General features: G+C 71.4%; 11 protein-coding genes and 1 pseudogene. 4 read left to right on the top strand and 8 right to left on the bottom strand.

The annotated features are described in order from the left end of the window. Positions 1-107 precede the first annotated feature (107 nt). A pseudogene (locus ABEA43_RS68225) lies at positions 108-383 on the bottom strand (aminopeptidase); the annotation flags it as partial. A 164-nt stretch (positions 384-547) separates the two neighbouring features. Next, positions 548-1,117, bottom strand: a complete 570-nt coding sequence (locus ABEA43_RS27180; protein ID WP_345566087.1) for a CGNR zinc finger domain-containing protein — start codon at positions 1,115-1,117, stop codon at positions 548-550. Between the two features lie 38 nt (positions 1,118-1,155). Between ABEA43_RS27180 and ABEA43_RS27175 the strand changes: the two genes are divergently transcribed. Next, positions 1,156-2,346 carry an MFS transporter gene (locus tag ABEA43_RS27175; protein ID WP_345566085.1) on the top strand — a complete coding sequence of 397 codons (1,191 nt, stop codon included), beginning with the start codon at positions 1,156-1,158 and terminating at the stop codon, positions 2,344-2,346. Positions 2,347-2,349: 3 nt separating this feature from the next. On the opposite strand, the gene ABEA43_RS27170 is transcribed toward ABEA43_RS27175, so the two are convergent. Genes ABEA43_RS27170 through ABEA43_RS27150 form a run of 5 tightly spaced genes read right to left on the bottom strand, consistent with a single transcriptional unit; the run spans position 2,350 to position 9,327 of the window. Further along, the gene (locus ABEA43_RS27170; RefSeq protein WP_345566083.1) at positions 2,350-4,179 is read right to left on the bottom strand and encodes a glycoside hydrolase family 2 protein; all 1,830 of its coding nucleotides are present in this window, start codon (positions 4,177-4,179) and stop codon (positions 2,350-2,352) included. A gap of 45 nt (positions 4,180-4,224) precedes the next feature. Further along, positions 4,225-5,850, bottom strand: coding sequence for an alpha-L-arabinofuranosidase C-terminal domain-containing protein (locus tag ABEA43_RS27165; RefSeq protein ID WP_345566081.1), 1,626 nt, complete (start codon positions 5,848-5,850; stop codon positions 4,225-4,227). A 21-nt stretch (positions 5,851-5,871) separates the two neighbouring features. Then, the gene (locus ABEA43_RS27160; protein WP_345566079.1) at positions 5,872-6,774 is read right to left on the bottom strand and encodes a carbohydrate ABC transporter permease; all 903 of its coding nucleotides are present in this window, start codon (positions 6,772-6,774) and stop codon (positions 5,872-5,874) included. Continuing rightward, a complete protein-coding gene (locus ABEA43_RS27155; protein ID WP_345566077.1) occupies positions 6,771-7,709 on the bottom strand; it encodes a carbohydrate ABC transporter permease in 939 nt (312 codons plus the stop codon). Before ABEA43_RS27155 ends, ABEA43_RS27160 begins: the two co-directional genes overlap by 4 nt. A 52-nt stretch (positions 7,710-7,761) precedes the next feature. Continuing rightward, entirely contained in the window at positions 7,762-9,327 is a 1,566-nt protein-coding gene (locus ABEA43_RS27150) for an ABC transporter substrate-binding protein (RefSeq protein ID WP_345566076.1), read from the bottom strand. Positions 9,328-9,572: 245 nt separating this feature from the next. On the opposite strand from ABEA43_RS27150, the gene ABEA43_RS27145 reads away from it, so the two are divergent. The 3 genes from ABEA43_RS27145 (at position 9,573) to ABEA43_RS27135 (ending at position 13,558) form a co-directional block, all read left to right on the top strand. Beyond that, positions 9,573-11,060 carry a sulfatase family protein gene (locus tag ABEA43_RS27145; RefSeq protein ID WP_345566337.1) on the top strand — a complete coding sequence of 496 codons (1,488 nt, stop codon included), beginning with the start codon at positions 9,573-9,575 and terminating at the stop codon, positions 11,058-11,060. Between the two features lie 69 nt (positions 11,061-11,129). Beyond that, on the top strand, positions 11,130-12,161 hold the full coding sequence (locus ABEA43_RS27140) for a LacI family DNA-binding transcriptional regulator (protein WP_345566074.1): 1,032 nt from the start codon (positions 11,130-11,132) through the stop codon (positions 12,159-12,161). Between the two features lie 209 nt (positions 12,162-12,370). Further along, complete coding sequence (locus tag ABEA43_RS27135) at positions 12,371-13,558, top strand: hypothetical protein (protein WP_345566072.1); 1,188 nt, start codon at positions 12,371-12,373, stop codon at positions 13,556-13,558. A 4-nt stretch (positions 13,559-13,562) separates the two neighbouring features. Here the strand turns inward: ABEA43_RS27135 and ABEA43_RS27130 are convergent, their stop codons facing one another. Next, positions 13,563-13,733, bottom strand: coding sequence for a hypothetical protein (locus tag ABEA43_RS27130; protein ID WP_345566070.1), 171 nt, complete (start codon positions 13,731-13,733; stop codon positions 13,563-13,565). Positions 13,734-13,793: the final 60 nt, after the last annotated feature.

Below are 13,793 nucleotides of genomic sequence, written 5' to 3'. Positions count from 1 at the left end.
TGAGCAGCTCGATCGCGCCGCCGCCGGCCTCGATCCCGGTGACCGCGACGTCCGGGGCCGCCGACCTTGAAGTCGACGTGCACGCCGGAGCCGTTGACCCCGGCCGCGTCCAGCCCGGCGGTGTCCAGCGCGCGCAGGCGCGCGGGCACGCCGGGCGGCAGCCCCGCGTCCCAGGCCAGGTGGCAGGTGGCGTTCTCGTCCAGCAGCGTCTCCAGGTCCCGGATGACGCTCCCGTTGAGCGCGAGAGGCCGCGTCGAGCGCACGGTGCCCTCGACCCTGCGGTAGTCGGGCGTGGTGAACACCTCCTCCGTCGGGAGGTTGGCCGGGAACTCGTGCCCCTTGACGGATTCGAGCCGCACCGCCGTCCAGTGCGCCCTGTGCATGATTTACGGCGTTCCCCGGGTTCATGGCACACAAGCCGAGCGATGTAGGCGCCGGCAGCACGGGGATCAGGGTCGCCGGCTGCGCGTGGTCCCCCGAAGGCCACCGGCTGGCCGCCACGGGACCGGCCGGGCTGTACCTCTTCGACTTCGTTCAGAGGCGCAGCCTAGCGGGAGCGTCGGTGAGCTCTGACGCGTTCGCGGGTTGCGCAGCGGCGTGAGCAGTAGTGGCGTTCCGGGCCGCTGCCCTGGGCGATGAAGACGTTCTGGCAGCCGGATGCTGTGCAGATCCTGCCGGGTGGACGCTGGCGGTCCCAGACGAGGACGGTCAGCGCCATGCAGGACGAGGTCAGGAACCATTCGTCCCAGGGGGCGTTGTCGTCGCGATCGAGGTGCGGGTGCCAGGGGGTGCTGCCGCCGTGTGAGGTCAGGCGGAGCGGTCCGGTGTGCTCCCGCAGGAGGCGGTTGAGGATCGTGGCGGCCTCGTCGGCGCTGCCGGCGGCGAAGACCTCCCGCAGCAGGGCGGAGGCCGTACGCATCGCGGCGACGTCACGGGCGGTCAGGTCGATGGGGTCCAGCTCGCCATATTCGCGAAGCACCTCGGCGACGGCGCCGGGGGCGGCGGAGTCGTCGGCGACGGCGTTGACGAGGGCGGCGGTGCGGCGCGCCATGGACAGCACGGAATGCCGGGTGGACCAGTCGTCGATGGGGACGGACACCATGGCAATGTAACGCATATTGCTATGTTTTGCGTTACTTCAGTAGCGTCCCGCAGATGGAAAGGCGTTACTCCCTCGGGCCCTATCTCGCCGGAGCGGTGGCGGCCCGCGCGGGGGATGAAATGTCGGGACCGGCGCTGATGCTGGCGGGGTTCGCCATCGCCGGATCAGCCACAGAAGCCTCGTCGCTGCTCGCGGGCATCACGGCCGCCGCAGCCGTCGGCGGTCCCGTGCTGGGGGTGCTCCTCGACCGAGCGGAGCGACCAGGTCGTCTGCTGGCCTGCGCACTCTTGCTGTACGCGGCGGGCCTGGGGACGATCCTGATGGGGCTCGGTCGTCTCCCGATCGCCGTCAGCGTCCTGATCGCGGTGTTCACCGGACTGCTGGGGCCCGCGCTGTCGGGCGGCTGGACGGCTCAATTGGCTCGGGTGGTGCCGCGTGCCGGCCTGTCCCGCGCGAACGCGCTCGATGCGATGACCTTCAGCGTGGCGAGCCTGACCGGACCGGCGCTCGCCGGCGGCGTGGCCGAGCTGCTGGGGGCACCGGTGGCCGTGACGGTCTCCGTGGTGCTCATCGGCATGGCGGTGCCCAGCGCGTGGACCCTGCCGGTCCATGCCGGTTCTGCGCGAAATGGGCCGGCGACGCGGAGACGGGGGCGGCCGAGCTCGGTGATCGGGTCCCTCGTCTCCGGAGCGCGGGTCATGGTCAGGCGCCCGTATCTGGCCCGGGCGACCCTGACCTCGGTCATCTGCTGCGTGGCCGAAGGCATGCTGACCGCTTGTCTCCCGCTCCTCGGCGAACGCGTTCTCGGTGACGCGGGCCGCGGCGCGCTGCTGCTGTCATGCGCGGCGGCGGCCTCCTTGGGAGCCAATGCCGTGCTCTCGCGGTCGCGTCATTCCATCACCCCCGACACGATCATCTGGATCGGCGCCCTGGTCCAGGCGGCCGCCTTGGCCATGGCCGCGATCGATCAGCCGGCCGTGCTCATCGTCGCCATGATCGTCACCGGCATCGGTCAAGGGCCCCAGCTCACCGCCTTGTTCGCGGTACGCCACCGGGAAGCCCCGGAGAGCCTGCGCAGCCAGATCTTCACCACCGGCGCCAGCCTGAAGATCACCGGCTTCGCGCTGGGGGTGGCGGCCGCCGGGCCGATCGCCACCTGGTCGCTTCCCGCCGCCCTGGCGCCGGCGGCCACGCTGGCGGCTCTCGCGGCATTCCCCTTCCGGGTCATCCACCGGCGGACGTAGGGATCAAGGGTTCTCTCTGGCCGCGCGGCGTGCGGCGTCGATGGCCTCGGCGGGGGCCGAGCGGGCGGGCCGGGTGAGGATGCGCCGTACGGTCTCCATCGGCAGCTTGGGCTCGCGATCCTCGGTCAGCAGCCCATTGGTCTCCTGCTCGGTGTCGGTGAGCTGGGTCCAGCAGAAGCCGGCGAGCTCCGGGCTGTCCAGCACCGCGTCCACGAACTGGGCGAACGCCTCGGCCAGCTCCTCGGTGGAGCCGACGGTGGCGTACCCGTGCCAGGACTCGTCCTGACGGGGCCGCAGGCTGGTGCCGCCGATCTCGGAGAGCACCACCGGCTGCCCGCGCCCGGTGCCCTCGGTGAGCAGGGCGACGCGCCGCGCGGGCGGACGGTCGCCGAGTATGCGGCCCATCGCCTCCCGGTCGGCGTAACGCTCGCTGATGGAGGCGCCGGTCGGCGCGTAGTCGTGCAGCCCCCAGATGTCGCTCTCGGTATGCTCCCAGCCGTCGTTGGAGATCACCGGCCTGGTGCCGTCGATGGCCTTGGTGAGGTGGTAGAGGGCGGTGAGCGCGTGCCGCTGCTCGGCCACGTCGGCCGCGTGCCACACGCCCCAGCTCTCGTTGAACGGCACCCAGGTCACCACGCACGGGTGGCTGCGGTCGCGGGCGACGACCTCCAGCCATTCGCGGGTCAGCCGCTCGACGGTCCTGGGCGCGTACTCGTAGGCGCTGGGCAGCTCGCTCCACACGAGCATGCCGAGCCGGTCGCACCAGGCCAGGAACCGGGGATCCTCGACCTTCTGGTGGATCCGGACGCCGTTGAACCCCAGCTCCTTGGCCAGCTCGACCTCGCGGCGCAGGGCCGCGGAGCCGGGGGCGGCCAGGTGCGAGCCCGGCCAGTAGTTCTGGGCCAGGACCAGGCGCAGGAAGCGGGGCTGGCCGTTGAGGAGGAACCTGCCGTCCCTGAAGCCGACGCTGCGCAGGCCGACGTAGGAGGTGGCGGCGTCGATCGGCCGGCCGTCGCGGCTCAGCTCGACGCGGGCGTCGAGCAGGTTCGGCGTCTCGGGCGACCACAGCAGCCGCGCCTGCTCCATCTGGTGCCGGGCAGCCGGTACGGCGACCACCCACCGCCCGTCCCGCCTATCGGTGCGGAACGTCTGGTCGGCCAGCACTTCCTCGCCCAGCGTGAGCACGACGCGGACGTCCGCGGGGATCTCGGGCCTCCGCGAGAGCTCGACCTCCAGGGTGACCGCCGCGCCGGGGACGTCCGGCGTCCAGTGCAGCCGCCGCAGATGCAGCGCCGGCACGACCTCCGCCCAGACCGGCTGCCAGATGCCGGTGGTCCTGTGGTACCAGATGCCGTGCGGCTCGTCGCGCCAGTCCTGCTTGCCGCGCGGCTGGGTGGCGTCGTCGTGCTCGTCCTCGGCGCGTACGACGACTGTCTGCTCGTCCCCCGGCACGAGAGCGTCCGTGACGTCGAGCGTGAAGGGCGTGTGCCCGCCCTCGTGCTCGCCGGCGTGCACGCCGTTCACCCAGACGTGCGCCCGGTAGTCCACCGCCCCGAAGTGCAGCAACAGCCGCTCCCCCGCCGCGGGCACCCGATCGAGCCGCAGCGTGCGGCGGTACCACACGACCGGCGGCGTGCTCTCGTGGATGCCGGACAGCTCGCTCTCGGGCGGGTACGGCACGGTGATGGTCCGCGTGTAGGCGGCGGCGTCGCGGTGCCAGCCGGCGGCCAGGCCGCGGTCTCCCTCGTCCGTCGCGTACCCCCACGGTCCTGACAAGTCCTGCCAATCCGGCCGGACCAGCAGCGGGCGGGGGTATTCGAGGTGGTCTGTCACAGTTCTCCAGATGTCAGAGCGGTCGGCACGGTCGCAAGCACACCGTCAGAGGGTCAGCACGGTCACCGAGTGCGGCGCGACGGTCCAGGCGCCCCCGTCGGCCTCGACGCGGCCGAGGTCGCGGACCGCGATCGCGTCCGGCGACTTGAGCGTGTTGACGGCGGTCACGCCGGTGGCGTCGGCGCCGAGGGTCCTGACGTGCGCGTGGCCGGGCGTGTTCGCGGCGGCCCCGTCGAGCACGATCCGCAGGCGCACGCTCTCGTCGCGGTGCCGGTTGACGACCGCGATCCGCACCGAGCCGTCGTCGGCGCGGGTGGCCGACACGTCGAGGTAGGGCACGGTCATGGGCGCGGCGAGCAGCCGGCCGTCCGGGCCCCGGTTGTCGCCGAGCCTGACCGACGTGGTCCGCGCGGGCCCGTCCACCTCGGACGGCAGCACGATCCGGCCGGTGTGGTGCCGGTAGAGGTGCCAGACGTGGTAGATGGCCGAGCGCAGCGCGCCGTCCGGGCGGGCGACGACCAGGCCGTTGGCGTTCACCAGGTTCACCGGGTTGGCCATGCTCACGGGTGCGGGCAGGCCGGCGGTCCGGTGGATGGCGTGGAACACGCCCGCGCAGAACACGGCGTCGCCGACCGTGCGCGGGCTCCAGCGGTTCACCCGCGTACGGCCGGGGTCCGTGCCGTCCGCCGGCTCGGCCAGGTCGCGGGGCGCGGTGCCGCCGTCGTCGCCCGCCTCGGGATGCGGCCAGGCGGCGGGCTCCAGGTGGCGCATCGTCCACTCGTCGAGCGCGAGCGCGGGCGGGCGCTCCAGGCCGGCCTCCGCGGCGATCGCGGTGACGAGCTGGGAGTAGGCGTGGATCTCCCGTTCGAAGTAGAGGGACTGGGCGGCGATCTGGTCGTAGTCGTCGCCGGTCCACAGGTGGGTGCTCGCCCCGTACAGGTGCAGCGAGAGGTAGTCGAGCAGGCCGCCGGCGCGCGCCAGCAGCGGGCGCGTCCACTCCTCCTGGTCCCAGGGGATGCCCACGCCGATCAGCCGGATCGACGGGTCGACCAGGCGCATGAAGCTCGCGTGCTCGCGGGCGGCGGCGGCGTACTGCTCGGCCGTGCGGTGGCCCATCTGCCACGGGCCGTAGACCTCGTTGCCGACGCCCCAGTAGCGCACGCCCCACGGCTCGGCCCGCCCGTTGGCCGCGCGGCGGGCGGTGAGCGTGGTGTCCACGGCGGCGTTGGTGTACTCGATCCAGCGCACCGCCTCGTCCACGTCCCGCGCGGAGTGCACCAGGTACGGCTCCGCGCCCGCGGCCTGGCACCACGCCAGGAACTCGTCGGTGCCGAACCGGTTGGTCTCCCGCAGGCCCCAGGCCAGTTCGAGGCGGCTGGGCCGCGCGTCGCGCGGGCCGATGCCGTCCTCCCAGTGGTAGGCCGAGGTGAAGTTCCCCCCTGGCCAGCGGATGGGGCCAGGACCCAGCTCGCGGACGAGCTCCAGCACGTCGGCGCGGACCCCGCGCAGCAGCCCGGGCTCGTCGAGCGACAGCGGCGAGCCCTCGTCGAACACCCCGCCCTCGATGTTGCCGAAGAAGGCCGACTCCAGGAAGTGCCCGTAGACGTCGTCGTCGATCCGGCCCGACGGGTGGCGGGTGTCGACCGTCGCGAGGGCTTCACGGACAGGCATGTGTGGTGACTCCGTTTCCGATCATTGCTTCACCGCTCCCGCGATGCTGTCGACGAACTTGCGCTGGAGGGCGACGAAGACCGCGATGACCGGGATCAGCGAGATCACCGCCGCCGCGGCCAGCCCCGACCAGTCCGTGCCGCGCTCGCCCAGGAAGACGGTCATACCCACGGCCAGCGTCCGCAGGTCGGGCTCGCTCAGGGTGAACACCAGCGGCAGCAGGTAGACGTTCCAGGCGAACAGGTAGGTGAGGATGACCACCGTCGCGGTGATCGGCCAGGCCAGCGGCAGCATCACGCGGAAGAAGATGGTGAAGTGCCCGGCACCGTCGAGGCGGGCGGTCTCCTCCAGCTCCTTCGGCAGCCGCCGGAAATATCCGGCGTAGAGCAGCGTCGCGGCGATCTGCCCGCCGGCGCCCAGCCCGAGTATCACGCCGGCGTGCGTGTTGAGCAGCTGGAGCTGGTCGGTGAGCTGGGCGATCGGGATGATCGTGTACCCCTCCGGCAGGAAGAACGTGACCAGGAAGAGCCCGATGAGCGGCTTCTTGCCGATGAAGTCGTAGCGGCCCAGGACGTAGCCGGCCAGGGCGCTGCGGACGACGACGAGCAGCACCGTGCCGACCGTGATGATCAGCGTGTTGACGAAGTAGCTGCCGAAGCCCACCTCCGTCCAGGCCCTGGAGTAGTTCTCCCAGACCGGGTTCTCGGGCACGAGGCCGAGCCCGCTGCCGAAGATCTCGGGCGTGCTCTTCAGCGACGCCGAGATCAGCCAGATGAACGGGTAGACCCACAGGCCGCCGAGCACCAGCAGCAGGACGAAGGTCACCACCCGGCCGGTGCTCGGGCGGCGCCGGTGGCGGACCGGCCCGGCCGGTGCGACGGGAGCGGCCGCCCGCGCGGGGGCGGTCGCGGGCGCCGCCGTCATGACGTCCCGATCCGGCCACGGGCCCAGCGGACGCCCAGCGCCTGGACGATCGCGAGGAGCACGGTCAGCAGGCCGAACAGGACCGCCGCCGCGGAGGCGTAGCCGAGCTGGGGGACGGTGGCCTGGAAGGCCGTGCGGAAGATGAAGATCTCGATCACCTCGGATGAGAAGGACGGGCCCCCGCCGGTGAGGGTCTGCATCAGGTCGAAGACGTTGAACGCGGCCACGGTGTCGATCAGCGTGATGATCACGAGGAACGGCACGAGCAGCGGCATCGTCACGTGGCGGAACTCCGCCCAGGCGCCCGCCCCGTCGATCATCGCGGCCTCGTGCACCGCCTGCGGGACCGTCTGCAGCGCGGCGAGCCAGTAGATCAGGGTGATGCCCAGCCACTTCCACACCCAGACGGCGATCCCGGCGTAGAGGGAGGTGCCGGCGTCCGCCGCGAAGTTCGCCGGCGAGTCGATCAGCCCGGCCCACACCATGGACAGGCTCACCGGCCCGCTCGCGTCGAGCAGCAGGGTGAACACGACGCCGACGATGGCGCCCGTGGTGACGACCGGCAGGAAGAAGAGCGTACGGAAGAAGCCCTTGAACGGCGTCTTCTTCCTGTTGAGCACGATCGCCAGGAGCAGCGCCAGGCCGACCCGCAGCGGCACGGCGATCAGGAGGAACACGATCGAGTTCCAGAACGCGTTCCAGAACAGGTCGTCGCCCAGCAGCCGTTCGAAGTTCTCCAGGCCGATGAACGTTCCTCCGGTCGCGAACCCCGGCCAGTCCAGGAACGCGAACCACCACGAGGCCGCCAGCGGGTAGACGGTGTAGGCGCCGTACCCGACGATGGTCGGGAGCAGGAAGACGTAGATCCACCAGTCTTTCCGCAGGCGTTGCGGCCACCCCCGCCGTAGGTGGCTCCGCTCGTGCATTGTCGTCATCGCGCTCCTGTCCGATCGGCCTGGCGGGCCACGGCTCTCCGGGGCCGCGGGCTCAGCGCCCGGCGTAGGCCTGCTGGTCGTAGTCCTTCTTCGGGTCCCAGTTGGCGAACACCCAGGCCTTGCGGTCGACCTTGGCGCCCTTCTCCTCCTGGACGACCTTGATGGCGCGGTCCCGCTCGGCGCTGATCTTGTCGTTGAAGCGCTTGAGCTCACCGGCGATGTCGGTCGTCGAGCCGGTCAGCACCGACTGGACGATGTCACCGAGGTTCGGGTGGAGGTCGCGCATCTCGGCGAGGACCTGCCACACGGCGGGGTTGCCGACCTCGGGCACCGGGCCGATCCGCACGTCGTCCTGGAAGTTGGCCACGCACTGCCGGTAGGCGGCGTGCACCTCCGCCTCCGCGACCACCTCGGCCAGCGCGGGCGGCTGGTCCATCGCGGAGGCCAGCTTGAGCTGGAACTCCTTGGTCGTCATCTGCAGCATCACCTCGGCCGCGGTCTTCGCCTGCTTCGACTGGCTGGACACCCAGAAGGTGCCGGCCTGCGCCCCGTTGTAGACGAAGTTGCGGGTGCTCGTCGGGCACGGGAGGTGCCACGTGCCGACCCCTCGTTCGACCGCCTCGGGCTCGTCCACGAGCAGGCCGCCGACGAACCACGCGCCCCAGAGGTAGATGCCGGCCTGCCCGGCCGCCCAGCGGGCGCGGCCGTCGCGGGCGCCCATCGAGGCGGACGCGGGGTGCACGACCTTGTCCTTCTGCAGCGCGACCAGGAACTCGATGGCCTGGACGTACGGCTCGGAGTCGAAGACGTAGTCGCCCGTCTTCCAGTCGATGGCGCCGGGGCCCGGCGCGCCGGCCGCCATGGCCAGCCGGTGGACCAGGTTCTGCAGGTATTCGGCCTCCTTGCTGGGCACCACGGTCCCGTAGACGTCGCCCTCGGTGCCGTTGGTGACCTTGCGCGCGTACTCGCGCAGCTCGTCCCAGGTGCCCGGCCCCTCCTCCGCGTCGACGCCGGCCTCCTTGAGCAGCGCGGTGTTGTACCACGGCACCGCGTCGTGCCAGCGGCCGGAGAACGGCGGGAAGGAGTAGATCTCGTCGTTGAAGCGGTGGACGCCGTCGTAGAGCTGGTCGCCGAGCGGGCTGCCCGCGAAGTCGGCGAGCTTCCCGATGGGCTGGAACCAGCCCTCGCTCACCAGCGCGGCCGGGGAGATGCCGCCCAGGCCCGCCATCGAGTGCACGTCCGGCATCTGGTTGCTGCGGCGGCCGACCTGCAGCGCCTGCCCCAGGTCCGGCGCGTCCATCTGGCGGCGCTCGATCTTCACGCCCGGATGGGACTGCATGAACGGGGTGAAGAGGTCGTTCTGCAGCATCTTGGTCAGCGGCCGGAACTGGTCCCACCACTGGAGGGCCCCGCCGCTCCCGCCCGCCGCCGCGACGCTCTGCCGGCTGGTCTGCCCGCCGCCCGTGCACGCGGCGAGGAACGCCGCCAGGGCGCCGGCGGTCGAACCTCCGATGAGCTGACGCCGGCTGACGCTCCGGCCCGTAGTGCGGGTGACGCTGCGGCGGCCGGCGCTCGCCGCGCCCGGGCTGGATCCGAGAATCCGGTCATGCGGCCCCATGGCGACTCCTGTTCGTGTCGACTCGGTCATCGACCTACTCCCGCCCGGGACCAATTCCATGGAATTCCCGTAGGGATTTTTCTATGTTTGCGCTAACCTATGGCTGTTGTCTATCAGCGTCAAGACCGCAATGGTGCGGTTTTTCCAAACGGCTTCGGAAGTGGTCCCTCTCGGCCGGTCGGCCGCCACCGGAGTCGTACGAATGTTCGCGGAAACATGGAGGCTCTGTGAGTTCGCCCACCAACATGCTCTTTTTGATGACCGACCAGCACCGCGTCGACACCATCGGGGCGTACGGCAACCCCCACGTGTCCACTCCGCACCTGGACGCGATCGCCGAGGCGGGCACCCGATTCGACGCCTGCTTCACCCCGTCGGCCATCTGCACCCCCGCGCGGGCCAGCCTGCTCACCGGCGTCCTGCCGTACCGGCACCGGCTGCTGGCCAACTACGAGCGGAACGTGGGCTACTCGGAGGAGCTGTCGGACGAGTTCACGCCCTTCTCGCTGCGTCTGCGCGAGCGCGGCTACAACGTGGGCATCGAGGGCAAGTGGCACGTCGGGCGGCGCAGGGGGCCGGGCGAGTTCGGCTTCGACGGCGCGCACTACCCGGGCTGGCACAACCCCGTCGGCCATCCCGACTATCTCGCCTGGCTGGCCGACAAGGGCCTGCCCGCCCCCGAGATCGACGGGGAGGTGCGCGGCGTCTTCCCCAACGGCGAGCCGGGCAACCTGCTCGCCGGCGTGCTGCACCAGCCGGCGGAGGCCACGTTCGAGCACTTCCTCGCCGACCGGACGATCGACCGGCTGGAGGAGTACGCCCGCGGCTACCACGACGACGGCCGCCCGTTCTTCATGGCCGTCCACTTCTACGGCCCGCACCTGCCGTACCTGCTGCCGCGCGAATACCTGGAGATGTACTCCCCCGACCTCGTCGAGCTGCCGCCGTCGTTCGCGGAGACCTTCGAGAACAAGCCGTCCGTCCAGCGGCGCTACTCCGAGCACTGGACGCACGACACGCTGAGCGAGGAGACCAGGCGCTGGCTGGTGGCCGCGTACTGGGGCTACGTCACGCTCATCGACGAGCAGATCGGCCGGCTCACCGGCGCGCTGGAGCGCCTCGGCCTCTGGGACAGCACGGCGGTGGCGTTCACCGCCGACCACGGCGAGTTCACCGGCGCCCACCGCCTGCACGACAAGGGCCCGGCGATGTACGACGACATCTACCGGATCCCCGGCCTGCTGCGCGTCCCCGGCTCACCCGGGGGCGGCTCGACCGAGTCGTTCGTGAGCCTGGTCGACTACACCGCGACCATCCTCGACCTCGCCGGCGCGGAGCCCGACCCGGAGGCGGACGGCCGCAGCCTGGTGCCGTTCGCGCTCGGCCAGGAGCCGGACGGCTGGCGCACGGACATCACCGCGGAGTTCCACGGCCACCACTTCCCCTATCCGCAGCGCATGCTGCGCACGCCCCGCTTCAAGCTGGTGGTCAATCCCGAGAGCGTGAACGAGCTCTACGACCTGGAGAACGACCCGTACGAGCTGGCCAACCGCTACGGCGACCCCGCGTTCGACGAGGTCGGGGCCGAGCTGCTGCAGCGCCTCTACCAGCGGCTCCGGGACTCCGGGGACAATTTCCACCACTGGATGACGTCGATGTACCCTGTCGGCGGCAAGGACTACGACACGTCGTTGAGCGACTTCGAAGGGGCCAATCACCAGGGCCTCGCCTGAGATCATCGCCCGCCCGCGGCGCGGTATCGTGCGCTTCTGCATGCGGTTTCGACGAGGGGAGAGCCTGGCGTGACCCGACCACCAGGGACGAGGGCATCCGGCGGGGCGTCCATGGCCGACGTCGCCAAGCTCGCCGGAGTGTCGGGCCAGACCGTGTCCCGGGTGGTCAACGGCAACGACCGGGTCACCGCCGAGACGCGGCTCAAGGTCGAGACGGCCATGAAGCAGCTCGGCTACCGCGCCAACATCGCCGCCCGCGCGCTGGCCACCGGCCGGTTCGGGACGATCGGCGTGGTCATGTTCAACCTGAGCGCGATCGGCAACGTGCGCATCCTGGAGGCCGTGGTGTCCGGGGCACAGGCCCGCGGCTACTCGGTGAGCGTGGCGGTCGTCGACGCGCCGACCGAGCAGGACGTACGCGCCGCCGTCCGCGGCCTGACCGACCGCGCGGTGGACGGCGTGATCGTGATCGAGGCGCGGGTGCTCGACACCCCGCACCTGCAGCTCCTGGAGGAGGTGCCGCTGGTCATCGCCGACAGCCGGGCGGCGCACCGGCACCCGACGTTCGGCATGGACGAGGCCGCCGGCACCCGTGCCGTCGTCGACCACCTGCTCGGGCTCGGGCACGCCACCGTCCACCACATAGCGGGGCCGGCCGGGTCCAACCCGGCGCAGCGGCGCAGGGCCGCCTGGCAGCGGCAGCTCAAGCGGTCGGGGCGGGCGATCCCGCCGGCCGCCGTCGGCGACTGGTCGCCGCAGTCGGGCTACGACGCCGCGCTCCGGATGCTGGCCGGCGACGGCGTGACCGCCGTCTTCGCGGCCAACGACCAGATGGCGGCCGGCGTCCTGCGGGCGGCGGCCGAGCTGGGGCGGCGGGTGCCGGAGGAGCTGAGCGTGGTGGGGTTCGACGACCTGGACTTCGCGCCGTTCCTCAGCCCGCCGCTGACGACGGTACGCCAGGACCTCGCGGCGGTGGGACGCCGCTGCCTGGAGCACCTGGTGGCGCGCATCGAAGGGCCGGCCGACTCGGCCGAGGTGACCTCCCGGTTCGTACGGCCCGAGCTGGTGGTCCGCGCCTCCACCGCACCCCCGCCCGCCTGACCCTCCACGGGCTCCGCACGCGCCGCGCGGCCGGTTTTCCGCAGACCCCGCACGCTCTGTACGCGTGACCGCGTGCGGGCTCCGCACGCTCGTCTCACCGTCACCCATTGACAGCGTGATCAAGTTAGCGCAAACATGAACCGGCAAGTGAGTCGATGACCATGTCGATCACCCGTCAAGCCCTCCGCGCACACCAGGGAGCACCGCCCATGCTGCGTCGACTGTCGATCATCGCCTTGACCGCGGTTCTGGCCGCCTCGACCACCCAGGCGGCCACCGCCGAGGGAGGAAAGCCCGTGAGCCATGACAGACCTCTTAGCCGCGCGTACGGCGCCCTGGGAGCCAACTTCAACCAGAACCTCGACGCGCTCGACTACCGGGAGCTGCGCGAGTCCGGCACGAAGTGGGTGCGCGGGTTCTTCCCGATGCCCGCGACCGACCAGGGCGACCCCGCCGGGCACTTCGCGATCAGCACCATCACCGAGACCGCCGGCCGCGGCTACGACACGATCCTCAGCCTGAAGTTCCCCTACGACCGCGCCTCGTTCCCCGAGCCGGGCAGCGCCGGGATGGCCGCGGAGCTGGCCCGGCTGGACAAGGTGCTGCCGGCCGTCCTGAACAAGGTGGACATCCTCACGATCGGCAACGAGCCGTTCATCGAGAGCCTGCCCGCCGAGCGCGACCAGCGGCTCAACGCCTTCTACGAGACCGTCGCCCGGCACGTGATCGACTTCCGGCGCGAGCACTGCGGCGCGAGCTGCGGCACCGCGCTGTACATGGGCGCGCTGAACCGGCTCGATCTGGCCGACCGCCGCACGCCGGCGGCCGAGCGCTGGATGACCTTCGTCCGCGAGACGCCGGAGATCGAGGGCGTGGACATCCACCCGCACGTGCCCGCGCAGGCGGACGCGCAGGCCTTCCTCGACTACATCCTGCCGAAGATGCGCGCCGACCAGACGTTCCTCGTCACCGAGTTCTCCCTCGTGTGGCTCTGGAAGCAGCACCTTCAGGACCCGATCCCGGCCGAGTTCGCCCAGCGGTACGGGTTCGCCGCGGACACCCTCGTCTGGCAGGTGATCAAGGCCGCCATCGACAGCCCGTTCAGCGAGCGGCAGTGGACCGACTTCTTGACCGGCAGTCCGTGGTTCATGAGCCAGTCGGGGTTCCTGCGCGACCAGATGCGGCTCTACCGGGGCACCGGGCGGCTGGCGGTCGCCACGTACGGCTTCAAGCAGGACGACCTCATGGTCACGAACTTCGGCCCGGCCAAGGACCCGTGGCTGCTGAACAGCGTGTTCGCGCCGTACACGGTGCAGCCGCGCGCCAACGGGCTGTCGGGCCGGGGCTTCTGGCTGGCGGACTTCAAGGCCCTCCAGAAGCGCGCCGGCGCACGGTAGGCGGCTACTCGGCGGGCACGTCCGCCAGGTACGGCGGCGCCGGGTCGTACTGGATGTGACGACGCACCGCACGGGCGTGCTCGCGCCCGTGCAGGCGCCCCATCAGCCACAGCGCGCTGTCGATCCCGGCCGACACGCCCTGGCTGCTGCCGACGGCGCTGCGGCTGCGGCTCACGCCGTTCAACGCGAACGCCTGACCGCTGGGCTCTCCAGCGTGCGGCCCGGTCAGGACTGT

This window comes from Nonomuraea rosea (genome assembly GCF_039539705.1).
Classification (GTDB): domain Bacteria; phylum Actinomycetota; class Actinomycetes; order Streptosporangiales; family Streptosporangiaceae; genus Nonomuraea; species Nonomuraea rosea.
The sequence above is the reverse complement of the archived record's forward strand: the minus strand, read 5'-3'. Positions and strand labels throughout refer to the sequence as shown.

Bases quoted from the DNA above. Each gene is read 5' to 3' on its own strand.
- ABEA43_RS27180 (WP_345566087.1), bottom strand. From the start codon at position 1,117: ATGCGTTACATTGCCATGGTGTCCGTCCCCATCGACGACTGGTCCACC.
- ABEA43_RS27175 (WP_345566085.1), top strand. From the start codon at position 1,156: ATGGAAAGGCGTTACTCCCTCGGGCCCTATCTCGCCGGAGCGGTGGCG.
- ABEA43_RS27165 (WP_345566081.1), bottom strand. From the start codon at position 5,850: ATGCCTGTCCGTGAAGCCCTCGCGACGGTCGACACCCGCCACCCGTCG.
- ABEA43_RS27160 (WP_345566079.1), bottom strand. From the start codon at position 6,774: ATGACGGCGGCGCCCGCGACCGCCCCCGCGCGGGCGGCCGCTCCCGTC.
- ABEA43_RS27155 (WP_345566077.1), bottom strand. From the start codon at position 7,709: ATGACGACAATGCACGAGCGGAGCCACCTACGGCGGGGGTGGCCGCAA.
- ABEA43_RS27150 (WP_345566076.1), bottom strand. From the start codon at position 9,327: ATGGGGCCGCATGACCGGATTCTCGGATCCAGCCCGGGCGCGGCGAGC.
- ABEA43_RS27145 (WP_345566337.1), top strand. From the start codon at position 9,573: ATGCTCTTTTTGATGACCGACCAGCACCGCGTCGACACCATCGGGGCG.
- ABEA43_RS27135 (WP_345566072.1), top strand. From the start codon at position 12,371: ATGCTGCGTCGACTGTCGATCATCGCCTTGACCGCGGTTCTGGCCGCC.